This window comes from Streptomyces kryoterrae, assembly GCF_054072135.1.
On record NZ_CM133358.1, the window covers coordinates 2,959,455 to 2,985,543 of the forward strand.

25 protein-coding genes are annotated in these 26,089 nt (G+C 70.1%); 5 read left to right on the top strand and 20 right to left on the bottom strand.

Going from position 1 to position 26,089, the window contains the following annotated elements; genetic code table 11:
* Window positions 1-10: 10 nt before the first annotated feature.
* Genes ACW4TU_RS12385 through leuC form a run of 4 tightly spaced genes read right to left on the bottom strand, consistent with a single transcriptional unit; the run spans window position 11 to window position 3,679 of the window.
* Window positions 11-1,015, bottom strand: a complete 1,005-nt coding sequence (locus ACW4TU_RS12385) for a TauD/TfdA family dioxygenase (protein WP_457427527.1) — start codon at window positions 1,013-1,015, stop codon at window positions 11-13.
* A gap of 5 nt (window positions 1,016-1,020) precedes the next feature.
* Window positions 1,021-1,671, bottom strand: a complete 651-nt coding sequence (locus tag ACW4TU_RS12390; RefSeq protein WP_457427529.1) for a cysteine hydrolase family protein — start codon at window positions 1,669-1,671, stop codon at window positions 1,021-1,023.
* Complete coding sequence (gene leuD, locus ACW4TU_RS12395) at window positions 1,668-2,264, bottom strand: 3-isopropylmalate dehydratase small subunit (protein WP_457427531.1); 597 nt, start codon at window positions 2,262-2,264, stop codon at window positions 1,668-1,670. Before leuD ends, ACW4TU_RS12390 begins: the two co-directional genes overlap by 4 nt.
* On the bottom strand, window positions 2,261-3,679 hold the full coding sequence (gene leuC, locus ACW4TU_RS12400) for a 3-isopropylmalate dehydratase large subunit (RefSeq protein WP_457427533.1): 1,419 nt from the start codon (window positions 3,677-3,679) through the stop codon (window positions 2,261-2,263). The genes leuD and leuC overlap by 4 nt, the downstream gene beginning before the upstream one ends.
* A gap of 306 nt (window positions 3,680-3,985) precedes the next feature.
* On the opposite strand from leuC, the gene aroH reads away from it, so the two are divergent.
* Together aroH and ACW4TU_RS12410 are read left to right on the top strand one after the other, a co-directional pair.
* A complete protein-coding gene (gene aroH / locus ACW4TU_RS12405) occupies window positions 3,986-4,360 on the top strand; it encodes a chorismate mutase (protein ID WP_457430054.1) in 375 nt (124 codons plus the stop codon).
* Window positions 4,361-4,642: 282 nt separating this feature from the next.
* Complete coding sequence (locus ACW4TU_RS12410) at window positions 4,643-5,869, top strand: 3-deoxy-7-phosphoheptulonate synthase (protein ID WP_457427535.1); 1,227 nt, start codon at window positions 4,643-4,645, stop codon at window positions 5,867-5,869.
* A gap of 12 nt (window positions 5,870-5,881) precedes the next feature.
* Here ACW4TU_RS12410 and dhaL read toward each other — a convergent pair whose 3' ends face one another.
* On the bottom strand, window positions 5,882-6,574 hold the full coding sequence (gene dhaL, locus ACW4TU_RS12415) for a dihydroxyacetone kinase subunit DhaL (protein ID WP_457427537.1): 693 nt from the start codon (window positions 6,572-6,574) through the stop codon (window positions 5,882-5,884).
* A gap of 282 nt (window positions 6,575-6,856) precedes the next feature.
* On the opposite strand from dhaL, the gene ACW4TU_RS12420 reads away from it, so the two are divergent.
* The gene (locus tag ACW4TU_RS12420) at window positions 6,857-7,558 is read left to right on the top strand and encodes a response regulator transcription factor (RefSeq protein WP_457427539.1); all 702 of its coding nucleotides are present in this window, start codon (window positions 6,857-6,859) and stop codon (window positions 7,556-7,558) included.
* An 85-nt stretch (window positions 7,559-7,643) separates the two neighbouring features.
* On the opposite strand, the gene ACW4TU_RS12425 is transcribed toward ACW4TU_RS12420, so the two are convergent.
* The 6 genes from ACW4TU_RS12425 to ACW4TU_RS12450 form a co-directional block, all read right to left on the bottom strand.
* On the bottom strand, window positions 7,644-8,888 hold the full coding sequence (locus tag ACW4TU_RS12425; protein WP_457427541.1) for a pyridoxal phosphate-dependent aminotransferase: 1,245 nt from the start codon (window positions 8,886-8,888) through the stop codon (window positions 7,644-7,646).
* On the bottom strand, window positions 8,885-10,837 hold the full coding sequence (locus ACW4TU_RS12430; protein WP_457427543.1) for an FAD/NAD(P)-binding protein: 1,953 nt from the start codon (window positions 10,835-10,837) through the stop codon (window positions 8,885-8,887). The genes ACW4TU_RS12425 and ACW4TU_RS12430 overlap by 4 nt, the downstream gene beginning before the upstream one ends.
* On the bottom strand, window positions 10,834-11,706 hold the full coding sequence (gene pheA / locus ACW4TU_RS12435; RefSeq protein ID WP_457427545.1) for a prephenate dehydratase: 873 nt from the start codon (window positions 11,704-11,706) through the stop codon (window positions 10,834-10,836). The genes ACW4TU_RS12430 and pheA overlap by 4 nt, the downstream gene beginning before the upstream one ends.
* Window positions 11,703-12,908 carry a LeuA family protein gene (locus tag ACW4TU_RS12440; protein WP_457427547.1) on the bottom strand — a complete coding sequence of 402 codons (1,206 nt, stop codon included), beginning with the start codon at window positions 12,906-12,908 and terminating at the stop codon, window positions 11,703-11,705. Before ACW4TU_RS12440 ends, pheA begins: the two co-directional genes overlap by 4 nt.
* A 241-nt stretch (window positions 12,909-13,149) precedes the next feature.
* Complete coding sequence (locus ACW4TU_RS12445; RefSeq protein ID WP_457427549.1) at window positions 13,150-13,425, bottom strand: DUF4190 domain-containing protein; 276 nt, start codon at window positions 13,423-13,425, stop codon at window positions 13,150-13,152.
* A 5-nt stretch (window positions 13,426-13,430) separates the two neighbouring features.
* Window positions 13,431-13,583, bottom strand: coding sequence for a hypothetical protein (locus ACW4TU_RS12450; protein ID WP_203690980.1), 153 nt, complete (start codon window positions 13,581-13,583; stop codon window positions 13,431-13,433).
* A gap of 125 nt (window positions 13,584-13,708) precedes the next feature.
* On the opposite strand from ACW4TU_RS12450, the gene ACW4TU_RS12455 reads away from it, so the two are divergent.
* Window positions 13,709-14,335, top strand: a complete 627-nt coding sequence (locus ACW4TU_RS12455; protein WP_457427552.1) for a TetR family transcriptional regulator — start codon at window positions 13,709-13,711, stop codon at window positions 14,333-14,335.
* Between the two features lie 95 nt (window positions 14,336-14,430).
* Here ACW4TU_RS12455 and ACW4TU_RS12460 read toward each other — a convergent pair whose 3' ends face one another.
* Window positions 14,431-14,811, bottom strand: a complete 381-nt coding sequence (locus ACW4TU_RS12460) for a hypothetical protein (RefSeq protein WP_457427554.1) — start codon at window positions 14,809-14,811, stop codon at window positions 14,431-14,433.
* Window positions 14,812-15,021: 210 nt separating this feature from the next.
* Window positions 15,022-15,909 carry a thioesterase family protein gene (locus ACW4TU_RS12465; RefSeq protein WP_457427556.1) on the bottom strand — a complete coding sequence of 296 codons (888 nt, stop codon included), beginning with the start codon at window positions 15,907-15,909 and terminating at the stop codon, window positions 15,022-15,024.
* A 146-nt stretch (window positions 15,910-16,055) separates the two neighbouring features.
* Between ACW4TU_RS12465 and ACW4TU_RS12470 the strand changes: the two genes are divergently transcribed.
* A complete protein-coding gene (locus tag ACW4TU_RS12470; RefSeq protein WP_457427558.1) occupies window positions 16,056-17,315 on the top strand; it encodes an alpha/beta hydrolase in 1,260 nt (419 codons plus the stop codon).
* Here the strand turns inward: ACW4TU_RS12470 and ACW4TU_RS12475 are convergent.
* The 7 genes from ACW4TU_RS12475 to ACW4TU_RS12505 form a co-directional block, all read right to left on the bottom strand.
* Window positions 17,212-17,880 carry a trimeric intracellular cation channel family protein gene (locus ACW4TU_RS12475; RefSeq protein WP_457427560.1) on the bottom strand — a complete coding sequence of 223 codons (669 nt, stop codon included), beginning with the start codon at window positions 17,878-17,880 and terminating at the stop codon, window positions 17,212-17,214. The two genes, ACW4TU_RS12470 and ACW4TU_RS12475, sit on opposite strands and share 104 nt — an antisense overlap.
* A gap of 70 nt (window positions 17,881-17,950) precedes the next feature.
* Window positions 17,951-19,342, bottom strand: a complete 1,392-nt coding sequence (locus ACW4TU_RS12480; RefSeq protein WP_457427562.1) for a M1 family metallopeptidase — start codon at window positions 19,340-19,342, stop codon at window positions 17,951-17,953.
* A 101-nt stretch (window positions 19,343-19,443) separates the two neighbouring features.
* A complete protein-coding gene (locus ACW4TU_RS12485) occupies window positions 19,444-20,721 on the bottom strand; it encodes an ABC transporter ATP-binding protein (protein WP_457427564.1) in 1,278 nt (425 codons plus the stop codon).
* Complete coding sequence (locus tag ACW4TU_RS12490) at window positions 20,718-21,809, bottom strand: ABC transporter ATP-binding protein (protein WP_457427566.1); 1,092 nt, start codon at window positions 21,807-21,809, stop codon at window positions 20,718-20,720. The genes ACW4TU_RS12485 and ACW4TU_RS12490 overlap by 4 nt, the downstream gene beginning before the upstream one ends.
* A complete protein-coding gene (locus ACW4TU_RS12495; protein ID WP_457427568.1) occupies window positions 21,806-22,813 on the bottom strand; it encodes an ABC transporter permease in 1,008 nt (335 codons plus the stop codon). The genes ACW4TU_RS12490 and ACW4TU_RS12495 overlap by 4 nt, the downstream gene beginning before the upstream one ends.
* Before the next feature lie 69 nt (window positions 22,814-22,882).
* Window positions 22,883-24,634 carry an ABC transporter substrate-binding protein gene (locus tag ACW4TU_RS12500; RefSeq protein ID WP_457427570.1) on the bottom strand — a complete coding sequence of 584 codons (1,752 nt, stop codon included), beginning with the start codon at window positions 24,632-24,634 and terminating at the stop codon, window positions 22,883-22,885.
* Between the two features lie 57 nt (window positions 24,635-24,691).
* Window positions 24,692-25,690, bottom strand: a complete 999-nt coding sequence (locus tag ACW4TU_RS12505; RefSeq protein ID WP_457427572.1) for an ABC transporter permease — start codon at window positions 25,688-25,690, stop codon at window positions 24,692-24,694.
* Between the last annotated feature and the right edge of the window lie 399 nt (window positions 25,691-26,089).

A 26,089-nucleotide genomic window follows, 5' to 3' on the forward strand; every position in this document is an offset into this window, starting at 1 on the left:
CGCGGGGCGGTCAGTCGCCGACGCGGCCCGGGGTGCCGTCCGTCCAGCGGTCCGCGAAGCCGTCCGCGACGGCCTGGCTGCGGAACGCGTACGTCTTCAGCAGCCAGCGCGAGCGGGACCGTTCGGCGTCGATGACCTCGATCTTCTCCCGGCTGTGCAGACCGTTCTGGTTGGCGAAGATCAGCAGGTCGCCCTCCAGGATGCGGTGCCGCTTCTTCTCCGCCCGGGTGAGCGCGTTCTTCAGCTCGATCAGCGCGTCCTTGGCCTCGCCGGGCGCGTCCGGCGCGACCGTGGTGTGCGTGTCCAGGTACCGGATGCCGTAGTCGCCCTCGAAGACGGCGTGCTTGTCGGAGACGGTCAGCTCGCTGTTGTTGTCCCGCGAGACCACGTCGAAGGGGGTGACGAAGTGCCGCTCCCCCAGGACGCGCAGGGTGTCCTCGGAGAGGGCGGCGCGCAGGGTGCGGGCCTCGACCAGGCTGGTGACGGTGTACTCCTCCAGCGGGCAGCGCATGCCCAGGAGGGTGATGTAGTCGGCGCGCACGGGGTGGGCGGTGCGGTCGTTGTGGAAGACGAGTTCGCCGTCGCTGTAGCCGGTCTGCTTGCCGTGGTACTTGTTGATCGAGTAGACGTCGGTGAAGAAGTCCCCGTTGAAGCGGGTCGCGTAGGACATCAGCGGGGTCGCGGTCAGCTGCCCCATGAGTTCGAGGAAACCCTCGGCGACGAAGGTGTGCTTCCGGGCGTACTTGTCGGCCTGCGGGTCGTCGTGGCCGAGCTCCGGGAGGTCCTTGTCCACCGGGCAGTTGCGCAGCACATGGGTGTCCGAGACACCCTGCTCGCGCTCGGCGCGGATCCGGTCGGCCGCCGCGACCAGCGAGGCCGGCACCTTGCCCGCCGTCGCCTGCCGCACGGCGGCGGAGAAGGCCGGGTAGTCGGTGTACGGATTGGTCTCGACGGTTTCGAGCACCCCGTACAGCTCGTCCTTCTCCCGGTCGCTGATGGAATGGCACGGCTGCATCGGCGTCACACGTTCCCTTCGGTGTCGGCGGTGGCTGCGAGGTCGGTGGTCCGCGGCGCGCCCAACGCCGCGTCCACGGTGGTCACTTCGGCGGTGCGGCGCAGCAACGTCAGCGCCGCCTCGTGCAGTTCGGGGTCCGAGGTGGCGGTGGCGTCCTCCAGGACCTCGACGAGGAAGTCCCGGTCGTGCGCCTCGCGCGCGGTGGAGAGGACGACGAGGTCCGTGGTCACGCCGGTCAGCAGCAGGGTGTTCACGCCCCGGGCGCGCAGGATCAGTTCGAGGTGCGTGCCGTGGAACGGGTTCACCCGGCGTTTGGCGACCACCGGTTCGTCGGCCAGGGGCTTCAGCGACTCGTGCACCTCGGTGCCCCAGGTGCCCAGGATCAGCCGGTCACCGTCGGCCGCCTCGGTGAACAGGGGTGAGGTCTCGGGCCAGTCGGCGAGACCCGGGGAGAAACCGACGACCACGTACACGACCGGGATGCCGGCCGCGCGGGCCCGGTCCACGGCACGCCGGGCGTGGCCGAGGACGCCCCGGCTCTCGATCTGGTCGAGGCAGACGTCGTTGTACTTGCCCTCGGGGTGCGAGATCTCGTTGATCAGGTCCAGCACGAGCAGGGCGGGACGCCGTGTCACCGCGGCCTGGGTCGTCGTCATACGGCACTCCTCGTCCGGGGCAGGAGCGGCCGACGGGCGCGCTCGTGCAGGGTGATCTCCGCTTCGTGGCGCAGGGTGTCGCCGATGGTGTCGGTGCCGTTCAGCAGCCGTCGGCGGGCCGCCTCGGGCACCTCGAACTCCTCGGTGCGGTCGGCGAACCGGACCTGCTGTGCCTCCAGGTCGACGGTGACCGGCGTACTCGGGTCGGCCTCGGTGAGCACCCACAGCAACTCGATCGCCAGCGCCGGGAGTTGCACCGGGAGCAGACCGCGCATCAGGGCGTTCTCGCGGAAGATGTCGCCGAACCGTGGGGCGAGTACGACCAGGAAGCCGGCCTTCTGCAGCGCCCAGACCGCGGACTCCCGGGAGGAGCCGGTGCCGAACTCGTTGCCGGCCACCAGAATGGTCGCCCCCTGGTACTGGGGCTGGTTGGTGGCGAACGCCGGGTCGTCGCGCCAGTCGGCGAACAGGCCGTTGCCCTGTCCGGTCAGCTGGAAGTAGGGGACGAAGCGGGCGGGGATGATCTGGTCGGTGTCGACGTTGCTGCGCCGCAGCGGCAACGCCGTACCGACGTGCACGGTGAACCGGTTCATGACCGTCCGTCTCCCAGATCGGCGGGGGCGGTGATCCGGCCGGTGACCGCGCTGGCCGCCGCCACCTCCGGGGAAGCGATGTGGGTACGGGCCTGCTTGCCCTGCCGGCCCTCGAAGTTGCGGTTGCTGGTGGACACGGCACGCTGGCCGGCCTTCATCCGGTCCTCGTTGAGGCCGCAGCACATCGAGCAGCCCGCGATGGGCCGGAAGTCGGCGCCCGCCCCGGTGAAGACCTTGTCGAGGCCCTCGTCCACGGCCTGCCGGTGCACGGCGGCCGAACCGGGCACGACGAGCATCCGTACCCCGTCGGCGACCCGGCGTCCGCGCAGCACGTCGGCCGCCGCGCGCAGGTCCTCGATCCGGCCGTTGGTGCAGGAGCCGACGAACACCGTGTCGATCCCGATGTCCTGGAGCCGGCTGCCCGGACGCAGGTCCATGTACGTCAGCGCGCGCTCGGCCGCCGTCCGCTCCTCGGGGGTGGCGAACTCGTCCGGGCTCGGCACCCGGGCGTCCACCGGCGCGCTCTGCGCCGGGTTGGTCCCCCAGGAGACGTACGGCCGGATCGTCGAGGCGTCGAGGACGACCTCCCGGTCGAACTCCGCGTCCGGGTCGGTGCGCAGGCTCTTCCAGTACGCCACCTCCGCGTCCCAGTCCGCGCCCTCGGGCATGCCGGGGCGGGTGCGCAGATAGGCGAACGTCGTCTCGTCGGGGGCGACGACACCGGCCTTGGAGCCGGCCTCCACGGACATGTTGCAGAGGGTCATCCGGCCCTCCATGGAGAGGGCGTCGACGGCCTCGCCCCGGTACTCGATGATGTGCCCCTGGCCGCCACCGGTGCCGATGCGCGCGATCAGCGTCATCACCAGGTCCTTGGCGGTCGCGCCCGCCGGGAGGGTGCCCGTGACGGTGACCGCCATGTCCTTCGGGCGGCCCGTCCACAGGGTCTGCGTGGCCAGGACGTGTTCCACCTGGCTGGTGCCGATCCCGAAGGCCAGCGCCCCGAAGGCGCCCAGTGTGGTGGTGTGCGAGTCGCAGCACACGACGGTCATCCCGGGCCGGACCAGGCCCTGTTCCGGCCCGATGACATGCACGATGCCGTGCCCGTCGTCACCGCGCCGGTGCACCGGGATCCCGAAGGCGTCGCAGTTGTCCCGCAGTTGGGCGGCCTGACGGCGGCCCGCCGGGTCGTCGAACAGACCGTTCAGGGAGATGGTGGGCACGTTGTGGTCCTCGGTGCCCACCGTCAGGTCGGGACGCCGTACGGTGCGGCCGGCGGCCCGCAGACCGTCGAACGCCCTCGGCGTGTTCACCTCATGGAGCAGATGCAGGTCGACGTACAGCAGATCGTCGCCCCCGGACCCACCCCTGCGGACCGTGTGACCGGCCCACACCTTCTGCGCAAGCGTTGAACCCATGGCCGACAGGCTCGTCCACGCGGCACGGGGGTGGCATCGGCCGATGGTGGAGGTCTCCTCCCCCGGTGCACGGCGTTCCTCCTTCGGCGCAGCCCGGCCGTGCGGGGCGCCGGAGTCCTCCGTCGGTGGAAGACGCCGGGGCCCTGATCCCTCACCATGAACGCGCGGTCCGCACCTGTTCGGTCTGTCCTCAGCACATCCGGAGAAGAAGTGAACGGACACCTTGTCACCGGGCACCCCCACGCCACGGACGCGCCCCGGGCCGGTGAGCCCCTCACCGGCCGTCAACTGCCGCCCCTGCCAAGGGTGCTGGCCCTGCGGGGCGCCACCCAGGTGGACTCCGACGACCCCCGGCTCATCGTCTCGGCCACCACCGAGCTGCTCCAGGAGCTGTTCAACCGCAACGTGCTCGATCCGGCGGACCTGATCAGCATCTGGTTCACCGCCAGTCCGGACCTGACCGCCGACTATCCGGCGCGCGCCGCCCGCGAGATGGGCCTGGTCGACGTCCCCCTGATGTGCGCGGCCGAACTCGCCGTACCGCACGGGATTCCGCGCACCGTCCGCGTCCTCGTGCACACCCATTCCACCCGCTCCCGGTCCACCGCCGCGCACGTCTACCTGCGCGGCGCGGCAGCCCTGCGCCCGGACCTGGGGCCCGCCGGCCCGATCGAGCCGTAGACATCGAGCCGTGGACATCGAGCCCTGGACATCGAGCCGTGGACGAGGGGCGCGGCACGCGCTTCCCCGGAGGGCCGCTTCCCGTCCGGCCCGGGCGGCCTGGACGAGGCCGAACCCGCCCGAACCGTCCGGGACTTCATGTACGTGTCGCCCGCCGCGGCGGCGTCCGGTGCCGCCGACCGTCGCACGCTCCCCCACGCCGGACCGACACCGTCGCCTCCGGCGCCCCGATGAACGACCGACCCCGGCCGCCCGCACGCCCCGGCCCGAAGGAGCCCCACCGTGACCTCGTCGTACCCGCCCTCGCTGCCCCTCTACGACCCCACCGAGCCGCAACCCGCGACCCCGGACGCCTGGTCGGCCGCACCCGCGCACCAGCAGCCGCAGTGGAGCGATCCGCTCCGGGCCACCGCCGTGCGGGCCGAACTGGCCCGGCTGCCCGGTCTGGTGACCTGGGAGGAGACGGAGGTCCTGCGGATGCTGCTGGCCCAGGCCGCCGCCGGGGAGTACCAGGTGATCCAGGCCGGCGACTGCGCCGAGGACCCCGCGGAGTGCACCCCGTCGGCGGTCGCCCGCAAGGTCGGGGTGCTCGACGCGCTGGCCGGGATCATGAAGGTGAACACCGGCAGGCCGGTGATCAGGATCGGTCGGATCGCCGGCCAGTTCGCCAAACCGCGCAGCTCACCGACCGAATACGTGGACGGCGTGGAACTCCCGGTGTTCCGGGGGCCGTTGGTGAACGATCCGGCGCCGAACGCGGAGGCCAGGCAGGCCCGGGCCGAACGCATGCTGGAGTGCTACGCGGCGGCGCAGCGGGCCACCGCGTTCCTGCGAGGGCGCACCGGTGGCTGGAACCCGCCCACCGGGGCGCCGGTGTGGACCAGCCACGAGGCGCTCCTCCTCGACTACGAGCTGCCGTTCCTGCGGCGCACGCCCACCGGCCAGACCATGCTGACGTCCACGCATCTGCCGTGGATCGGTGAACGCACCCGTCAGCCGGACGCGGCCCACGCCCGGATGCTCGCCCAGGTCACCAACCCGCTCGCCTGCAAGGTCGGCCCCACCACCGAGCCCGACGCCCTGCTGCGCCTGTGCGACCTGCTGGACCCCGACCGGGAACCCGGCCGGCTCACCCTCATCGCCCGCATGGGCGCGGCCTCCGTGGCGTCGAGACTGCCCCGGCTGGTCACCGCACTCCGGGAGGCGGGGCATCCGGCGGCCTGGCTGTGCGACCCGATGCACGGCAACACGGTCACCGCGCCGTCGGGCCACAAGACCCGGCTCGTGCCGGTACTGATCGAGGAGGTCGTGGGCTTCCAGGCGGCCGTCGCCGGGGCCGGCGGGGTGGCCGCGGGACTGCACCTGGAGACCACCCCCGACGCGGTGACCGAGTGCGCCTGGGGAGCCGACGGCGTGGCCGGCGTGGCCGAGCACTACACCTCGCTGTGCGACCCCCGGCTCAACCCTCAGCAGGCGTTCACCGTGGCGGGCGCCTGGGGCGCCCCCTGACACGACGCGCCCTCAGGCCGACGAGGTGACGGCCCACCCCTTCGCCGCCAGAGCGAGGGATCTGAAGAGCAACTCCGTGGAGGCGGCGCCGGGATCGAGATGGCCGATGCTGCGCGGGCCGAGGTAGGAGGCGCGCCCCTTGCGGGCCTGCATCGGGATGGTGGCCAGGGCGCCGTCCCTGGCGGCCACCGCCGCGGCCTCCGCCGCGTCGGTCAGGTCCCTTGCCCTGGCGGTGACCCGGGAGCCCGCACCGACGCCGGCCGGCTGCGCCGACCGGAAGTCACGGAACGCGGCCACCGCCGGGGTGAAGGCGTCGACCATGGTCTTGTCGCCGGGCACCGCCGCCCCCAGCTTGACCGTGGCGGCGAGCCCGGCGGCGAGCGCGTCCGCGAACCGGTCCACGCCGACCTCGCTCACCGGCAGCGCGCCACCGATCGCCTGGAAGGCGCTGCCGTACAGCACCCCCGAGGCGCCGCCGACATGGGAACGGAGCAACGCCCCGGTCTCGGTGAACAGTTCACCGACCGTGCCCGGTTCCTCCTCGTCCCTCAGCAACAGTTCGCGTACGCGTGACAGGCCGCGACACAGGTTCACACCGTGGTCCCCGTCACCGATCGCGGAGTCGAGGGTGGTCAGCCGCCGTTTCTCCGTATGGGCCGCAGTCGCAAAGGCCCAGATCCAGTCCCTGGCCAGCACGCTGTCCACAACAGCACCCCTCAGCCACAGTCATCGCCCCCTGGAAAACAGACGCTATGCCTCACCATGATCATGGTCAACGACGTCTGCACCAAGGACGGACAAACTTTGCGAACGCACGATCGCAATCACGCCACAGTGGCCGGGATTCCACGCAGAGGGAAACCGGGCCAGGACATGGATCGTCACCATTGAGTCAAAACACGGTTCAGTATTGCTGAATCGTATTCGGCTGACTACGCTCCATGATCATGCCAAGCCTTATTCGCAGACATACGAAGGGCCTACAGCATGTCTCTCGAGCGTGACCTCTTCGGCCTGGACCATGCCGCGGAGACCACAGCGCGTGTGCTGGTGGCGGACCACGACCCCATCTCCCGGCACGTTCTGGCCCGCGTCCTCGGCGCTTCCCCACAGCTCGTGGTGACGGGCAGTGTCAACAACCACCAGCCGCTGCGGCAGTGGCCACTGGACCGGGTCGACGTGGTCGTCCTGGCGGTCGCCCCGCACGAGGAGTGCACCGGACTGGTCAGGCAGCTGGAGCTGCGGAAGGTGGGCGTACTGCTCATCGGCACCGGCTGGACCCAGCGACGCCTGGACGCGGCCTTCGAGGCGGGGGCCATGGGCTGTCTGGTGAAGAACATCAAGGTCGCCGGGCTCGCGGCGGCCATCCGCGCGGTGGCGTCCGGGCACACGGTGCTCTCGCCGGAACTGCACACCCTCTACGCCCGGCGGACGCCCGCCGCGCCGAGCCCGGCCCCGGCCGGCACGGAACACCCCCTGCACACACTCACCTCACGTGAGCGGGAGGTCATGCGCAATCTCGCGGAGGGCATGTCGACGGCGGAGACGGCGGTGCGGCTTCGGGTGTCACCGGCGACGGTGAAGAGTCATGTCTCTCACGTACTGACCAAGTTGGGCGCCCGGAACCGTCTCGAGGCGGTGCTGCTCTTCCAGCAGCGCGAGCGCTCGGCGGGATACGCGGTCCCCTGAGGCCCGATGGGCGCCGGTCGCGCCCACGCGGCGCAGCCGCATGCCGACACAGCCCCGCGCCCCCTTACCGGGGCGCGGGGCTGTGTCAGTCGTTCGGCCACTCTCCGGCCAGCCTGGCCAGACGCTCGCCCACTCCCTCCAGCACGTCCCGTGACGCGGCGAACGACAGGCGTACGTACCCTTCGCCGCCGGCACCGAACGCCGAGCCCGGCGCGACCGTCACCGCCGCCCGCTCCAGCAGGAGTCGGGCGAAGGCCGCCGAGGTCAGGCCGGTGCCCCGGATGTCGGCGAACGCGTAGAAGGCGCCCTCCGGCCAGGCACAGGTGACACCGGGCAGGGCGTTCAGGGCGGTGACCGTCAGCTCCCTGCGGACGGTGTACTCCTTCAGCATCGCGGAGACGTCGTCGGCCGCCCGGGTCAGCGCGGCCACTCCCCCGCGCTGCACGAAGGACGCGGCACAACTCACCGTGTGCTCCTGGACCTTGAGTGCCTGCGCGATCAGCGGACCGGGGCCGGCGAGGTAGCCCAGACGCCAGCCCGTCATGGCGTACGCCTTCGAGAAGCCGTTGACCGTCAGGGTCCGTTCCGCCGCCCCGGGCAGGCTCGCGAGGCTGAGGTGGCGGTGGCCGTCGTACACGATCTTCTCGTAGATCTCGTCCACGATCAGCACGAGGTTGTGCTCGACCGCGAACGCCACGATCTCCGCCGCCTCCTCCCCGTCCAGCACGTGGCCCGTCGGGTTGGCCGGGGTGTTGACCACCAACGCCCGGGTACGGTCGGTGAGTTGCCCCTCCAGCAGCTGCCGGGAGAGCCGGAAGCCGTCCTCCGCGCGGAGTTCCGCCGACACCGCCCGGGCCCCGATCAGTCCGGCCATCGCCGGATAGCTGACCCAGGCGGGCGTCGGCACGATCACCTCGTCGCCCGGGTCGAGCACCGTCATCAGCGCGGTGAACAACGCCTGCTTGGCGGAGGGGGTGACGATGATCCCGGTGGCCGGATCGACGTGGACGCCGTTCTCGGTGGCCAGCTTCTTCCCGATGGCGCCCAGGAGTTCGGGCAGGCCCCGGCTCGGGGTGTAGTGCGTGTCGCCGCCCTCCAGCGCCGACACGGCCTCCGCGATCACGGTCCGCGGGGTCGTGAAGTCCGGTTCCCCGCCGCTGAGATCGAGCACGGCGACACCTTCGCGGCGCAGCCGCTGGACGGTCTCCAGCAGGGCCACGGTCGCGGACCGCTCGACCCCCGAGAAGCGCTGTGCGACGCGTACGCCGCTCACCCGGTCCGTACCCACCCCGCCGCTCTCCCTCGACCGCCCTCTCGTCCCGTCGCTCATCCCGCCCGCCTCTCCGCCGGCCGCTCACCGGTGGCGCGCACGGCCGAGCTCGCCGGCCGTGCCTCCAGCGCGTGTTCCGCGATCCGGTCGGCGTCCCGGACGAAGTCGCTCCACATGCCGGGCCTGCTGCTGCCGACCTGCATGAACCAGCGGGTGTGCTCCGTGGGGATGCCGAGCACGTACATGCCCTCGTCGGCGCGGCCCTCGTGGTCGACGGGATGGAACGGGCTCCGGGTCACCGCGACCCCGCCCGTGTCGTAGACCTCGCCCGCCTCCCGATGACCGCCTTCCCGATGGACGTCCTCCCGGTTGACGTAGCTCGTCCACACGCCCCGCTCGCGCAGCCGCGCCGTCAGGGGCTGGGTGTTGCGGCGCAGGTCGGGGTCGGGGACCCGGGCGTCCACCAGGGTGGTGACCGGGAGGGCGGAGCCGTCGACGCGGGGCGAGGAGACCAGGTACCGACCGGTCGCCGCGTCCGTGTCGTAGCGCGTGTGCGGGCCCACGATGTGCAGCAGGCCGCTGTCGAGCAGGGCCAGCACCTGCCGGAGCCGGACGCTCGGCGGGCCCGCCGCGAGGAACGACGCCCTGGGCACGTACCAGCCGAGGAAGTCGTCCCGTTGCGAGCGCGCCGTCAGGCCCGAGAAGTCGACCAGTTCGCGGATGACCCAGCGGGTGTCGCGCATGACGTCCAGCGCTGCCTTCAGCGGCGAGTCGACGTTGCCCTCGGCGGCGTTCGCGAGGTCCTGCTCGATCTCCTTGCACAGCACCCGGCGGAACTCACCGGGACCGGTGAACCCGTGCTGCTCGAACGGCCGGGCCAGGGTGTCGAGATCGAGCGGCGGCTGGTCGCGCAGCCCGAACTGCCGTGCCACGTCGGCGACCTGCGGTACGCCGTGGTCGGCGGCGCCGGTCACCCGGTCGGCGAACCGGGCGGCGGCGTCGGTGCCGAGGGCGCGGCGCAGGGCGGTGCCGTAGTAGACGAGGTCGATCTCGGCCTTCAGCCACGGGTAGACGTGCTCGGCGAAGTCCAGCGGCCCCCAGGGGCGGTGGGCGCGCACGCGTTCCGGGGTGAAGAGGACCGGGCGGTAGGAGTAGGCCGGGGGCTTCTGGTTGTGGCCCCGGGCGTGCAGCGGCATCCCGCTGCGGGACCCGGCGACGATCACCGGTTCGGTGCCGCTGGGGAGGTAGCGGAGGGTGCCGTTCGCGTTCTCGGCGAACGTGCCGCCGCGGCCCAGGGTGAGGGCGGCCATCACGTCGTAGAAGGACAGGCCGAGGCCGATGACCCCGACGTGGGAGCCGGCCGGGATGTCGTCGAGGGGCATGTCGGCCGCCGAGCCGCCCTGCACGTACCGGAGTCCGGGGTGGCGCGCGGCGAAGTCGGCGAGCTCGCCCTCGCGGCCGGTGAGTTCGTTGCTCGCGTGGCCGGTGGTGAGGACGACCCGGTCGACGTCGAGCCGTTCGCCGCCGGAGAGGGTGAGCCGGTAGCGGCCGGCGCCCCGGACGACGTCCTCGACGCGCTCCCTGATGCAGCGCAGCCGTACGCCGGGCGGCAGTGACTCCTGGACTGCGGCCAGCACCGAGCGCAGATAGCGGCCGTACTGCCCGCGGGGCGCGTAGCTGTCCGGGCCGGGATAGTCCGCCGGGTCGACGGCCTGCCACCACTCGCCGAACGAGGGGCCGGCGCCCGCCCGGGCCGGGCCGCCGTCGGGCACACCCGAGTAGGCGGAGATCTGACCCGCCACGGTGTTCATCAGGAACCAGTCGGGCTGGTCGGTGCGGTAGACCTGGCCCGCGCCCGGTTCCACCGCGTCCACCAGGAAGATCCTGACGTCCAGGGGCTCCTGCGCACCCGTCCGGCCGTGCTGCTCGGCGAGGCGGGCGACGAGCCGTTCGAGGACCATCATTCCTCTGGGCCCGCTGCCTATCACGGCGATACGTGTCCCGCTCATGCGGCGGTCCTCTCCCCGACCAGGGTGTGGTCGACCAGATACGGGTAACTCCCGAGCAGCGTCAGGGAGTCGACGCCCCGGCGCATCGCGACGACGGCCTCGGCGAGGCCGCCCTCCTCGATGTGCCCGTCGACCTCGACCAGGAAGTGGTAGCGCCCGTGCTCGGCCGGGCGGGGCCAGGACTGGATCCAGGTCACCGACACCTGCCGGGCGCTCAGCTCGCCGAGGACGCCGGTGAGCACACCGGGATCGGAGCGGTCGGAGGTGATCAGCAGGGCGGTGCGGTCCCGGTCGGTCGGCGACGACTCCTCCGGGCCGCTGCGGCGCAGCGACACGAACCGCGTCATGGCGTCCTGGCGGGCGCCGATGTCCGAGGCCAGCACGGTCAGTCCGTAGCGGGCGGCGGCGGCGGAGCCGGCGATCGCCGCGTCGCGGGGTGCCGTCCGCTCCGCGACCGCGCGGGCGGCCTCCGCCGTGGAGGCGGCGGTGACCAGCTCGGCGTGCGGCAGATGGAGCCGCACCCACCGGCCGCACTGCCCGTGCGCGTGCGGATGGGTCACCACCCGGCGTACGTCGGACAGTTCGGTTCCGGCGGCGGCCATGAGGTCGAAGCTGACGCCGATCGACACCTGGGCGTCGATCCTGACCCGCCCGGCGTGGGCGACGAGTTCGCCGAGCGTGGCCGGTACGACACCGCTCACGGAGTTCTCCAGCGGCACCACCGCCCGCTCGGACCGGCCGGACACGAGCGCCTCCACGGCGGCCGGCACGCTGGGAAACGGTACGGCGCCGCGTACCGAGCCCCCCGCGAGCCGCCGCACGGCGGACTCGGTGAAGGTGCCCTCCGGGCCCAGATACGCGTACTTCATCGGCCCGCGCCCACCGTGGTCAGCGCTTCGCCGGCCGCCCGGGCGCCGAGGTCACGGGCGAGCCGGTCCCGTACGACGGACAGGTCCTCGCAGTCGCCCTGCGCGCGCTCGGCGATGTGGACGCGGTACAGCTCGTCCAGCTCGGCCTCGTCGACCCGTACGGACAGCTGCTCCAGGAGGTGGCGCAGGACGGTGCGGCCGGAGTGGCGGCCGATGAGCAGGGAGCGTTCGCGGCCGAAGCGGGCGGGCTCGACGTACTCGTAGGTGCTCGGGTCGCTGAGCATGCCCTGCTGGTGGATGCCGGCGGCGGTGCCGAAGACGTACTTGCCGAAGATGGGCTTGTTGCGGGGCTCCTCCAGCCGGATGATCTCGCGCAGGCGCTGGTAGGCCGGGTACATGGTGTCGAGGCGGATGTCGGTGGTGAGGCCGAGGATCTCGGTCTTGTAGGCGAGGACCGCGGCGACCTCCTCCAGGGAGGTGTTGCCGGCGCGTTCGCCGATGCCGCCGAGAGCGACCTGGACCTCGTCCGCGCCGGCCGCGAGTCCGGCCAGGGTGTTGGCGGTGGCCAGGCCGAAGTCGTTGTGGCAGTGGGTGGAGACCTTGATGGGCGGCGGTGCCCAGCGGCGGATCTTGCCGATGAGGGCGCCGAACTCCTCGGGCGTGTGGCAGCCGGTCGTGTCGGCCAGGATGATGCAGGTCGCGCCCGCGTCCACGGCGGACTCGGTCAGGGCGCGCAGCAGGTCGTCCTCGCCGCGGCTGGCGTCCTCGATGCCGACGGCGATGTCGGTGACGCCGAGCGAGGCGGCGAACCGCACGGTGTCGACGACTTCCCGGACGGCCGCGTGCCGGGTGATGCCCCGCTTGTGGGTCAGGTGGATCTGGCTGCCGGTGGCGACCATCTGCACCTGGTGGTTGTCGATGCCGCCCGCCTCGACGGCGAGTTCGACGTCCCGGCGGGCGGTCCGGGAGAACGTGGCGAACCTGGTGCCGGCCAGTTCCTTCGAGATCAGCCGGGTCGCCTCGAAGTCGCTGGGCGAGGAGGCGGGGAAGCCCGCCTCGATGGTGTCCACCCCCAACCCGGCGATGAGCAGGGCCAGTTCCAGTTTCTGGTCGGGCGTCATCGCGTTGCCCGGCGCCTGCTCACCGTCGCGGAGGGTGGTGTCGAAGACCGATATGCGACGGGCCGTTGCGTGCTCGTTCACTTCTCCCCCAAGGGACCTGGAAATCGCTCGGACACCTCGGCCGAACGGCACAGATCCTTCGGGCGCGGGCGGGTCGCGTCATCCGCCGATGGAGGAGCGCGGGGGACGGCTCTCTCCACCGGGTACCACTCCCACGCCTTTGGTGGAGCGGGGGTCCACCAAAGACCGACCCGCCGGCACGGCCTCCTCCGGAGGGCGATGCGGCGGGCGGGGTGCGGTCCTCAGACTTCCGGCGCGGGCGTCAGAGGCTCCACGAGACGGTGTTGTCCATCTGCATGAGGGTGAGCAGTACGACCAGGTCGGCGATGCCGAGACCAAGCCCGAGCCAGGCCCGGCCGGGCCGCTTCGTGCCGCGCCAGAGGGCGACGACGGCCAGCGCGATGGCGACGGGGCCGAGGAAGATGTTGAGGACCAGCAGGCCCAGCAGGCCGAGGACGAAGGACGCGACGGCCATGCCGTCGGCGTCGCGGGGGGCGGTGCGCTCGGTACGGCCGGTGGCCGATGCGGTGAGTTGCATGGTGATCAGCTCCGACGTGCGAGGCGCTCACGGAGCGCGAAGATGCCGAGCCAGGCGGCGATGCCGGCGGCGGCCAGGACGGTGAACGAGAACGGGAGATGGGCGACGGTGCCCAGCACCATGCCCAGCAGCAGAAGGGCGGCCACGAGGAAGAACATGGGAGGAGATCCCTTTCGTTCGTTACAGTTCAGTGAACGCTTGTAGTAACACTTGTTCACTGACTCTCGAGTCTAGCGCGTCTCCCGGCTTTTCAATTACAGAGAACAGTTGTTAACTGCATGGCATGAGTCACACTCTCGGCATCCGACAGGTCCAGAAGCAGAAGACCCGGCAGGCGCTCCTGGACGCGGCGCTCGGCCTGTTGGAGGACCAGAGCCTGAGCAGCCTCGGTCTGCGCGAGGTCACCCGCGCGGTGGGCGTCGCCCCGACCGCCTTCTACCGGCACTTCCGCTCGACGGCCGACCTCGGTGTCGCCCTCGTCGAGGAGGCGCTCGGCAGCCTCCACCCGATGATCGGTACGACGGTGTCCGGGTCCGGCGACAGCGAGGACCGCATAGTCCGCGCGGTCGACCTCATCGCCGGCCATGTCCGGACACAGCCCGCCCACGTCCGCTTCATCGCGCGCGAGCGGCACGGCGGGGTCCTGCCGGTCCGCGAGGCCATCCGGGACCAACTGGCCCGGTTCGCCGAGGAGGTGCGGGACGCGCTCGCCGAACAGCCCGAGTCCGAGGGCTGGACACAGGAGGACCTGCTGATGCTGGCGGGCCTGTACGTCGACCAGATGCTGGTGACGGCCTCCCAGTTCCTGGAGACACTGGACGCCCCGGCGGCGCGGCGCGAGCAGGTGGCCCACCTGGCGACCCGCCGGATGCGCCTGATCGCCATCGGCCGCGGACACTGGCTGGCCTGACCCGCACGGAACGCTCCCGGAACACACGTGGGCGGCGCGCCCGTCCGTCGGGCGCGCCGCCCATGCCGTACCCGCGAGGCCCCCAGGGCCTGTCGTCAGCCCTGCTGCTGAGCCTGCTGGCCCTGCCCGCCGCCCTGGCCGCCACCGGGGCCACCACCACAGCCACCGCCACCACCCTGACCGCCGCCCTGGCCGCCACCGCCGCCGGGACCACCGGTCGGCATGCCCGAGGGAGCGCCGGACGGAGCCGCTCCGGTCGGCGCACCCGATGGCGCCCCTGAGGCACCGTCGGTCGGCGCACCCGAGGGGGCGCCGCTGGGCGCACCCGAGGGAGCGCCGGAGGGGGCCTGGCAACTCTGTCCGGAGGTACCGGAGTTGCCGGTGTTCGAGGACGACGAGTCACCGGAACCGCAGGCGGCGAGCAGCGGGGACAGCGCCAGCAGGGCCACGGCGGGGACGAGACGCACACGCTTCATGAGAAACAACTCCAGGAAGATGAAAGAGTTTCGAGGCGGGCATCGAATCAACGACACCTAGTGCTTCCTTGAGCACGCCCTGTTCTCTGCCTGTGCGTCAGGTAAAGCACGTCTATATGAACGCACTTGACCTGCGATTTCTCTCCCGAGAGCCCACCAGAGCCGACTACCCGCTGGTACAGGGCCGTGACAGAAGCCGCCGCGCGGCCCTCATCCGAGCCGTACGCTCGCCAACTGCCGCGACTGGGCGACGAGTCGGTCGGCGCTGTCCCAGACCTCGGCGTCCTCCTCGAGGAAGCCGCCGGCCAGGTTGCGGGTCGATATCGACACCCGCAGCGGACCCGGGGCGGGCCGGCAGCGCACATGCACGGTCAGTTCGACCGTGGGGACCCAGCCGGACAGGCCGATGTCGAACGCGGTCGGCGGCAGCGCGTCGACGGCGAGGAGCAGCGTGAGCGGGTCGGCGTCACGGCCGTCGGCGAGCCCGAACCAGGACCGCATCTCACCCTTGCCGGAGGGCGCGCCGAGCGCCCAGCCCAGGGTGGACGGGTCGAGCCTGAGCATCAGCCGGTCGGTGATGGCGGAGCCGCCGGGTACCGGCTCGGGGCCACCCGACGGTAGTCGGATATCAGATGCAGCCTGCGGGCCGAAACACTGGTCCATGGGCGGCAGCACGGGCGGCTCGGCGGTCGTACGGACGTCGTCGGGGAGGGCGTCCAGGTCGCCGTAGGAGGCGAGGACACGGATCCGCTCGACCTCCTGGCCCTGGTCGTCGTACTGGAAGAGCGAGGCCGTGCCGGTCGACAGCGAGCGTCCGCTGCGGACCACCTCCGTACGGACGACGGCCGGACCCGGGCGGGACGCGGTGAGGTAGTGCGCGGAGACACTGAACGGGTCGCCGTGCGGGAGGGTGTCCGCGAGCGCGCGGCCCAGCACCGCCAGCAGATAGCCGCCGTTGACGGCGCCGAGGACGGTCCAGCCGGCGGAGAGTTCCGTGTCGTAGACACCGGGCGCGCGCCGGACGACGGCGGTGTCGCGGTCGAACTCGCTGTCGCCGATGATGGCTCGCGCGGTCTGCGCGGAAGCTGCTTCTGGCATGTGTGCACGGTACAGCAGGAAAATACTAAGCGGTAGCTTTCTCGATGGGGCGGGCAGGACCACCGCTTGGTAAGTGCCCGGAATGTCTTGGGTAAGGGTTCGTCCGCGGCCGTGACCTCCGGCGCCGGATCGTCCTCCTCACAGACATGAGCCTCACCGGTACGCCGTTCCTCCTCACGACGATCGCGCTCGTCGCCGTCGCCGTACTGCTGCCCCTCGCCCTCTGGTCCCGGGTGCGCGGGCCCGCGCTCGTGCGTGGCGCCGCCCGGCTGCTGATGGTGCTGTTCGCCCAGGCCACGGCGGTCACCCTGGTGTTCCTGCTGGTGAACGACTCCAACAACCTGTACGACACCTGGGGCGACCTCCTCGGTACGGGAGACCACGTCCAGGCCGCCGCCGACCTCGGTCCCGACGGCACCGGCGGTATCTCGCTGCGCGGACTGCCGAAGGTGAGGCAGACGTTCCGCGAGGCCGACGGGCCGGGCATGCACGCGGCCGGTGGCGTCGACGTCACCGACCTCAGGGGCCAGGTCTCGGGCGTCGACGCCGAGGTCTACGTCTGGCTGCCGCCGCAGTACCACCAGGCCGCCTACCGGCACCGCAGGTTCCCGGTCGTCGAGCTGCTGCCGGGCTACCCGGGCTCGGCGAAGTCCTGGTTCGGTTCGCTGCACGCGCCCCAGCAACTGCTGCCGCTGATGAAGAGCGGCCAGATCACACCCTTCATCCTGGTGTCGCCGCGCACGACCCTCATCGCCGACGCGGACACGGGCTGCGCCAACATCGCGGGCCGGGTCGACGCGGACACCTGGCTCAGCGTCGACGTACCGAAGATGGTCACGGACAACTTCCGCGCCGAGGGCGGCCCGGGCGGCTGGGCCGTCGCCGGGTACTCGGCCGGAGCGCACTGCGCGGCCAAGCTCGCCGTCGCGCACCCCGACCGCTACCGGGCCGCGGTGTCCATGTCCGGCTACAACGACCCGGCCGGCGAACCCCTTTCACTGGCCGCCCGGACCCCGCAGCTGAGGGCGGCGAACAACCCGTACCTGATCCTCAAGCACGACCGCGTCCCGCCCGCGATCGCGCTCTACGTCTCCGGCGAGTCCGGTGACGGCTACGAGGCGGGACTGGCCCTGCAGAGGGTGGCGAAGCCGCCGACGGCGGTGGACGTGGTGTACCTGCCGCGCAGCGACGGAGGCCACAACATGGCCCTGTGGCGGCCCCAGATCACCACGGTGTTCCGCTGGCTGACCCAGCAGTTCGACGCGGGCGGCCGGAAGGCCTACGGCGGCTCCGCGACCGGCTCTACCCGGCGGACTCATCCTCACGAGCCGTCGACCGCCGGTGCCACGCGCGCGGAGCTCGCCAGTGGAACCGCATCGCGAGCAGCCTCAGTACGAAAGCCGTGACGACCGCCAACCCGCTGGTGAACGGGTTGAGCACGTCGTAGCGGATACAGAGGACGGCCAGCGCGGAGCCGACGATCGCCGGGACCGCGTACAGGTCACGGTCCCACCGCAGCAGCGAGGGAACCTCGTTGGCGAGCACGTCACGCAGCACTCCGCCGCCCACCGCGGTCGCGAGCCCGAGGGCGGCGGAGGCGGTGAGGCCGAGACCGTGGTCGTACGCCTTCACCGTGCCCGTGACACAGAACAGCCCGAGCCCCGCCGCGTCGAACACATTCACCCCCGCCTGGATGCGCTCCACCTCCGGGTGGAGGAAGAAGACCAGCAGGGTGGCGAGCAGTGGCGTCAGGAAGTACCCGAGATCCGTGAACGCCGCCGGGGGCACCGCCCCGATGACCACATCCCGCAGCAGCCCTCCGCCCAGCGCGGTGACCTCGGCGAGTACGGCGATCCCGAAGACGTCGAAGTTCTTCCGGACGGCGAGCAGGGCGCCGGAGATCGCGAAGACGAAGATGCCGAAGAGGTCCAGGGTGTGCTGGACGGAAGGGCTGAAGAGCTGCTGGATCACCCCCATATTCTTACTCAGAACCGGGTGTGCGCCTTACAAAACAAGGCCAGATGGCCAGGTGGCCTGACTGCTAGATGACAGGCTTGCCGGTCGTGAAGAGCCACGTCCGGAAGAGGTCGTCGAGCTGCTTCCCGCTGATCTTCTCCGCGAGCCTGACGAAGTCGTCCGTGTTCGCGTTGCCGTACCGGTGGAGCCTGGTCCAGGTGGGCAGGAGCTGGAAGAAAGCGGCGTCGCCGATGCGTTCACGGAGCGTCTGGAGGGTCATCGCACCGCGCTGGTAGACGGCCGAGGCGAACATGGTGTCGCGCTGCGGGTCGCCGACGACGGTCTGCCAGAAGGCACTGTCGGCGGGGCGGGCGTTGTACCCGGCGAGGAAGGAGTCGTGTGCCGAGCGGGTGCCCTTGTGCTCGGCCCACAGCCACTGGGAGTAGGTCGCGAACCCCTCGTTGAGCCAGATGTCCTTCCAGCGGTCCACCGACACGGAGTCGCCGAACCACTGGTGGGCCAGCTCGTGCACGATGGTCGTCTCGCTGCGCACGGCCGAGTAGACCGGTTTCGTCTGCGTCTCCAGCGAGAACCCGGCCGCCGGCATGTCGTCGACGATCGCGCCGGTCTCCTCGAACGGATAGGGACCGAAGACCTGCGACCAGTAGTCGGTGGCCTCGGCCGTCACCGCGTACACGTCGACGCTGTTGCTGTTGGCCAGCACCGGGTCGATGGCCACGTAGATCGGCGTACCGCCGGGCGTGACGCCCGTCTTGACGTCGAACTTCCCGATGGTCGCGGTGGCGAGGTAGGTCGCCATCTGCTTCTTCTCGCGCCAGTGGGTGTACGTCGAGTCGCCCTTGTCGTACGTCGAGACCAGCCGGCCGTTGGAGACGGCGGCCAGCCCCTTCGGCGCCTTGATCCGGATGTCGAAGGCCGCCTTGTCGGCGGGGTGGTCGCTGGACGGGAACCAGGTGGAGGCGGCGTTGGGCTCACAGGCGACGAAGACGCCGTCGTCTGTCTTCATCCACCCGTAGCTGGAGCCGAAGACGATGGGCCCGCCCAGCGGTTCGGGCACTCCGCCGTAGGTGACGGCGACCTCGAAGTCCTGCCCCTTGGACACGTGACCGCGGGGCGTGATGCGGATCTCGTCGCCCTCGCGCGTGAACTGGGCGCGTCTGCCGTCCACTTCGACCCGCGTGACCTCCAGCTTCTGGAGGTCCAGATCGAAGGACGAGAGGTTCTGGGTGGCGCGGGCGGTGATGGTCGTCAGGCCGTCGAGACGGTCGGTGTCCGGGTTGTACGCGAGGTCGAGGGCGTAGTGACGGGCATCGAAGCCGCCGTTGCCGAGCTGCGGGAAGTAGGAGTCACCGATGCCGTCGGCGCCGGGGGTCGGGGCGGAGGAAGCGGCGATGACAAGGAAAGAGGCCGCCGCGGTGGCGACGGCCCCTAAACGTGCCGAACGGGAGAGTGCCATGAGTCGTCCCTTTCGAGCGTGTACCAGTCACATAAGACGGACACGTACGACTCTGCGCTCTCCCGTTCAGCCATGTACATGACTTTGCCAACTCGTCATGCCTACTTGCCGGTCGACTCCTGAGGGTCACTCGGAGCGGCGTCGGCGGGCGCCTCGGCAACCGGCTTCTCCACCGGTGTCTCCGCGACCTTGTCCGCCGACTTCACCACCGGCTTCTCCGTCGGCTTCGCTGCCACCGAGTCCGGTACCAGCTCCACCGCCTCCCGGGCCGCCGTCAGCAGTTCGGTGTCCTGCGGGGCCTGGTCCGCCGCGTTCTCCGGGTGGTGGCAGGCGACCTGCTGGCCGGGCCTCAGCTCCAGGAGCGGGGGCTCGGTCGTTTTGCAGATCTCCGTCGCCTTCCAGCACCGGGTGTGGAAGCGGCAGCCGCTCGGCGGCGCGATCGGCGACGGGACATCGCCCTTGAGCAGGATGCGCTCGCTCTTGGCGCCCCGGCGCTTGGGGTCCGGTACCGGCACCGCCGACATCAGGGCCTTGGTGTACGGGTGCATCGGCGCCTCGTACAGGGAGGACCGGTCGGCGAGTTCGACGATCTTGCCGAGGTACATCACGGCGATCCGGTCCGAGACATGGCGTACGACGGACAGGTCGTGCGCGATGATCACGTAGGTCAGGCCGAGTTCCTTCTGGAGGTCGTCCATCAGGTTCACGACCTGCGCCTGGATCGACACGTCCAGCGCGGACACCGGCTCGTCCGCCACGACCAGCTTCGGCTTCAGGGCGAGCGCACGAGCGATGCCGATGCGCTGGCGCTGGCCGCCGGAGAACTCGTGCGGGTAGCGGTTGAAGTGCTCGGGGCTCAGGCCCACCAGCTCCAGGAGGCGCTGGACCTCCTTCTTCACCCCGCCCTCCGGCTCCACGCCCTGGAGCCGGAAGGGCGCCGAGACGATCGAGCCGATGGTGTGACGCGGGTTCAGGGAGCCGTACGGGTCCTGGAAGATCATCTGGATGTCCCGCCGCAGCGGACGCATCCCGGCCGCGTTCAGCCGGGTGATGTCCTGGCCCTCGAAGTGGATCGAGCCGGCGGTCGGTTCCTGGAGGCGGGTGATGACCCGGCCCATGGTCGACTTGCCGCAGCCCGACTCGCCGACCACGCCGAGGGTCTCGCCCTTGCGCACCTCGAAGTCGATGCCGTCGACGGCCTTCACCGCGCCGACCTGACGCTGCAGGATCCCCTTCTTGATGGGGAAGTGCTTGACCAGGCCCTCGACCTTGAGCAGTACCTCACGCTCGTCGGTGGCCAGGTCGCGCCGACTGTCCCGGCCGACCTGCTCTTCTGCTGGGGGTCCGGGGGTCGTCCCCCGGGAGGATGCAGTACTCACAGCTTCGGCGCAATCTCTTCGGTCCAGATCCGCGTACGGTCCTCCGGCGAGAGGTGACAGGCGGAGAAGTGCCCGCCGGCGACCTGCTGGAGCTCCGGGCGCACGGTACGGGTGACGTCGCCCTTGGGAATGTCCGCGTACGGGCAGCGCGGGTGGAAGGCGCAGCCCGAGGGGACGTTGATGAGGCTCGGCGGCTGGCCCTTGACGGGGATGAGCCGGTCGGAGGTCTCCCGGTCGATGCGGGGCATGGAACCGAGCAGACCCCAGGTGTACGGGTGCTGCGGCTGCTCGAAGATCTCGTCGACCGGACCGCGCTCCACGCACCGGCCGCCGTACATCACCAGGACCTCGTCGGCGATCTCGGCGACCACGCCGAGGTCATGGGTAATGAGGACGACCGCGGAGCCGAACTCCTTCTGCAGGTCCCGGATCAGGTCGAGGATCTGCGCCTGGACGGTCACGTCCAGGGCGGTGGTCGGCTCGTCCGCGATGAGCAGTTCGGGGTTGTTGACCAGCGCCATCGCGATCATCGCGCGCTGGCGCATACCGCCGGAGAACTCGTGCGGATAGCCGTCGACGCGCTTGTTGGGCTCGGGGATGCCGACCCGGTCGAGCATCTCGATCGCCCGGGTGCGGGCCACCTTCTTGCTGACGTCGTGGTGGACGCGGTACGCCTCCACGATCTGGTTGCCGATCGTGTAGTACGGGTGCATCGCGGACAGCGGATCCTGGAAGATCATCGCCATCTCACGGCCCCGCAGCTTGCGCACCTCGTCCGGGGCGGCGCCGACCAGTTCCTTGCCGTCCAGCCAGATCTCACCGGACATCTGCACGTTCTTGCCGCGTGCCCCGAGCCGGTGCAGGCCCATGATGGCCAGCGAGGTGACGGACTTGCCGGAGCCGGACTCGCCGACGATGGAGAGGGTCCTGCCCTTCTCCAGCTGGAAGCTGAGTCCGTCGACGGACTTGACCAGGCCGTCGTCGGTCGGGAAGTGGACCTTGAGGTCGCGGACTTCGAGGAAGGCACTGGGCGCGTTCGAGGGCGAGGGTTCGCCCACCGCGGCGCCGGTCCTGGACAGTTCGGTCACGAGAGCCTCACCCGCGGGTCGGCGGCCGCGTAGAGCAGGTCCACCAGAAGATTTGCGATCACGACGAAGAGAGCGGCGAGCAGGGTGACACCGAGGATCTTGGGCAGGTCGTTGTCGGTGATGCCCTGTACCGCGTACTGGCCGATGCCGGGCAGCGAGAACACGCTCTCGGTGATCACGGCTCCGCCGAGCAGCAGACCGAGGTCCATGCCGAAGATCGTGATGATCGGGGTCAGGGCGGCCCGCAGTCCGTGCTTGACCACGACCTTGCGCTCACGCAGGCCCTTGGAGCGTGCCGTACGGATGTAGTCCTCGTTCATCGTCTCCAGCATGCCCGAGCGGGTGAGCCGCGCGTAGATGGCGGAGTAGAGGAGAGCGAGCGAGCACCACGCGGGGAAGAGGGTGTTGGCCCATTCCGCGGGGTTCTCGGTGAACGGGACGTACGTGCGCCCGAAGATCGGCCACTGGTAGGTGAAGAGCAGCAGTGCGAGGTTGCCCGTGAAGAACATGGGCAGCGAGACGCCGGCGAGGGCGATGCCCATGAAGGTGCGGTCGAGGAACGAGCGCGGCTTGAGCGCGGAGACCACACCGGCCGTGACACCCGACACCAGCCAGAGCACCGCTGCACCGGCGGCCAGCGAGACCGTCACCGGAATGCGGGAGGTGAGCTCCGGCCAGACCGCCTGGTGGGTCTTGAAGGAGTAGCCGAAGCAGGGCGCGTCGCAGTGCGCCGTGGTGGGGCCGAGGTCGTAGGTGGCACCGACCACGATCCCCTTGATGAAGTGCCAGAACTGGGCGTAGAGGGGCTGGTCCAGTCCCAGGTTGTGCTTGACCGCGGCGATATCGGCCGCCGACGGGTTCTTCCCGATGTACTGCTGGGCCAGCGAGTCGGCGGTCTGACCGGCGAACCGCGGCAGTACGAAGAAGATGGCGAAGGTGACCGCGGTGACGACCAGCAGCAGGATCACTGCCGCGGCCATCCGGCGGAGGATGTACGAGATCACGGGGACCGGCGCTGGTGCCCGCGGGCCGCTAAGCCCGCGGGCACCAATGCCTTCACCTGCCTTCCGGGGCTACTTCTTGGTCGTGCCGATGTTGAGGTAGTCGTACTGACCGCTGAAGGCCGAGGAGGAGACGAGGTTGGTGAAGCCGGCCGGGCGGTACAGCAGGACCTTGAAGTAGGTCAGCGGAACGAGGGCTGCCTCGTCCATGGCCTTCTTGTCGACCTCGGTGTACTGGGCGTCACGCGCCGCCTTGTCCTCGGTGCCGATCGCCGTCTCCAGCGTCTTGTTGACATCGGGGTTGTCGAGCTGCGACAGGTTGGTGTTGCCGGACGCGCCGATCGCGTCACCGTGCAGGATCTGCTGCAGGAAGCCGTAGCCGGAAGGCCAGTCGGCACCCCACTGCATCATCATCAGACCGATGTTGTTCTTCTTGTCGAACTCGGGGACACCCGCGTTGTCGGTGAAGTACTTGCCCGACGGGTACTGCTTCAGGCTGGCGTTGATGCCGGCGGCCTTCAGCGAGTTGATGATCGCGGTGGCCGCGTCGATCTCCGCCGGGCGGTCGCTGCGCGCGGAGATGTTCGTGCTGATCGTCGTCTTGCCGCAGGCCTGGAGCTGCTCCTTGGCCTTGGCCACGTCGCCCTTGTTGCCGGTGGTGGCGTAGACGTCCGACTTCGCGTAGCCGGGGATGTCGGGCGGGAGGACGGTGGTGGCGATGTCACCGCGGATCGGGCCGCCCTCGGCGGTCTGCACCGAGACCTTGTCGACCGCGTACTCGACGGCCTTGCGGCAGGCGACGTTGTCGAACGGCGCGAGCTTGGTGTTGATCGCCAGGTAGACGAGACGGCCACCATAGGCGTTGTCGGTGTTGGCCTTCAGGTCGGCGGAGTTGACGACCTTTGCCTGCGTCGCGGCCTGGACACCCGTACCGCCCAGGTCGATGGCGTTACCGGCCAGGACGTCCTGGTCGATCGTCTCGGCGTTGACCTTCAGCTTGACGACGATCTTGTCCGGGTACTGCTTGCGCAGCGGGTCGGTCGACGCGTCCCAGTTCTTGTTGCGGACGAGGGTGACCTGCTTGCCGTCCTGGTAGCTCTCGAACTGGTACGAGCCCGAGGACACGATGCTCTTGACGTAGTCGACACCGGTGTCCTTGGCCTGCGGCACCGGAGCCGTCTGCGGCGTGGCGACCAGGTAGTCGAACTCCTGGAAGGCGCGGTTGAGCTTGAAGACGACCGTGGTGTCGTCCGGCGTCTCGATGGAGGCCAGGCCCCCGGCGCTCTTGTCCTTGTAGGGACCCTTGTACTTGTCGCCGCCGGCCAGGAACTGCTGGAAGTAGTTCGGGCCGAGGGAGAGCACGTCACGCGCGAAGTTGGAGCGCTCCACGGCATACTTCACGTCCTTCGACGTGATCGCCGTGCCGTCCTGGTACTTCAGGCCCGAACGCAGCTTGTACGTCCAGGTCTTGCCGCCGTCGGTCGGCACACCCGGGCTCGCCGCGAGGTCCGGGACCAGCTCGTTGCCCTTCTCGCCCGCGCCGGGCGTGAAGGTCATCAGCGGGCGGGCGTACAGCCGGCTGAGGTTGTACATGAACGCGTAGTACGTGTTGCCCGGGTCGAAGGAGTCCGGGACGTCGGAGTACTCGTAGGTGACCGTCCCGCCCTTCTTGGTCGAGGCGTTGACGACGTCCTTGGTCGCTGCGTTGGCCCCAGCCGACTTCGTTCCGTCATTGCCCTCGTTGTCATCGGCTTTGCTGCAGCCTGCAAGCAGCAGGCTCACAGAACCGATGGCCGCAACCGCGGCCAGCGCTGACCTTCGCATGATGGTCTGCTTCCTCCATTGTTGGAAATCTTGATGGACTCTCGGCGCAGCCGCTGATCAGCGGCTGCGCGGGTCGAGAGCGTCGCGGAGACCGTCGCCGAGCAGGTTGAACGCCAGCACGGTGACGAAGATCGCGAGGCCGGGCACGATCAGGAACTGCGGATCGACCTCGTAGTAGGTGACGGCCTCGCTGATCATCCCGCCCCATGACGCCTGCGGGGGCTGGATGCCGACGCCCAGGAAGCTCAGGCTGGCCTCGAAGAGGATGTTGGTCGGAATGAGCAGCGTCGAGTAGACGATGATCGGGCCGACCAGGTTCGGGAGCAGCTCGCGGAAGAGGATGTACGGCCCCTTCGCGCCCATCCCCCGGGAGGCGTCGACGAACTCGCGCTCGCGCAGGGCCAGGGTCTGGCCGCGGACGATGCGTCCCAGGTAGGGCCAGTTGAAGAAACCGATGATGAAGATCAGCACGCTGATGTGGAGCGGCAGCCCCTCAAGGCCGAACGCGCCGCCCTGGAGCGTGGCGGAGATGGCGATGGCGAAGAGCAGGAGGGGGAAGGCCAGGAAGGTGTCCATCAGTCGGCTGATGACCGTGTCGACCCGTCCACCGTAGTAGCCGGCCACCACACCGAGGACCGTGCCGATCACGTTGGACAGGATCGTCGCGCCGAACGCGACGACCAGCGAGACCCAGGAGCCCTCGATGATGCGGGTGGCGATGTCGCGCCCGAACTTCGGCTCGACACCGAGCGGGTGGTCCCAGCTCATGCCGCCGAAGCCGCTCGTGGGAAGGGAGCTGTTGGGGTCGATCAGATCCTGGTTGAAGGCGTTGGGATCGAGGCCGAACAGCGCCTGGATGGGCCGGGAGAGGACCGCGACCAGGACCAGCAGGATGACGATGACGCCACCGGCGACCGCCACCTTGTCCCTCTTGAACCGGGACCAGGCGATCTGCCCCAGGGAACGGCCCTCGATCTGCCCCTTGCCGGCACCGACGAGCACAGCCTCCGGCTGTACCTCGGTTGCCGCTGCGGTGGTCTCGATCGGTGCGGTCACAGTGACCCGACCCCTCTCGCCGGTGGTGACCGGCCTACGCCTGCCGCTGTCTGCGGCTTGATTCACTTGCTCGCCGGGTACGGGCCGCAGATGGTGCGGCCCGGGTAACCGACTGTTCGTTCCTGCTGACGATCCGTGCTGATTAGTCGACTTAGCCATGCGCTGCCGACCGCAGGATCGATGACCCCATCGTCTGACAGGCGAGTCTTCAGTGATTCGGCGATCACGTGAAAGACCTGTCGGCGAAAGTATGCGCAAACGTGATGCTGTCCTGTGGATTCCGTTATCCGAACAGCGGGTAACGCCCCTCGGACGCGGCGCAGTTGGTACAGAAGGGACATCCAAACCCTATCGCGACTATCCGTCGCTATCTACGCGCGGAGACCGTGGCGCGTGAGT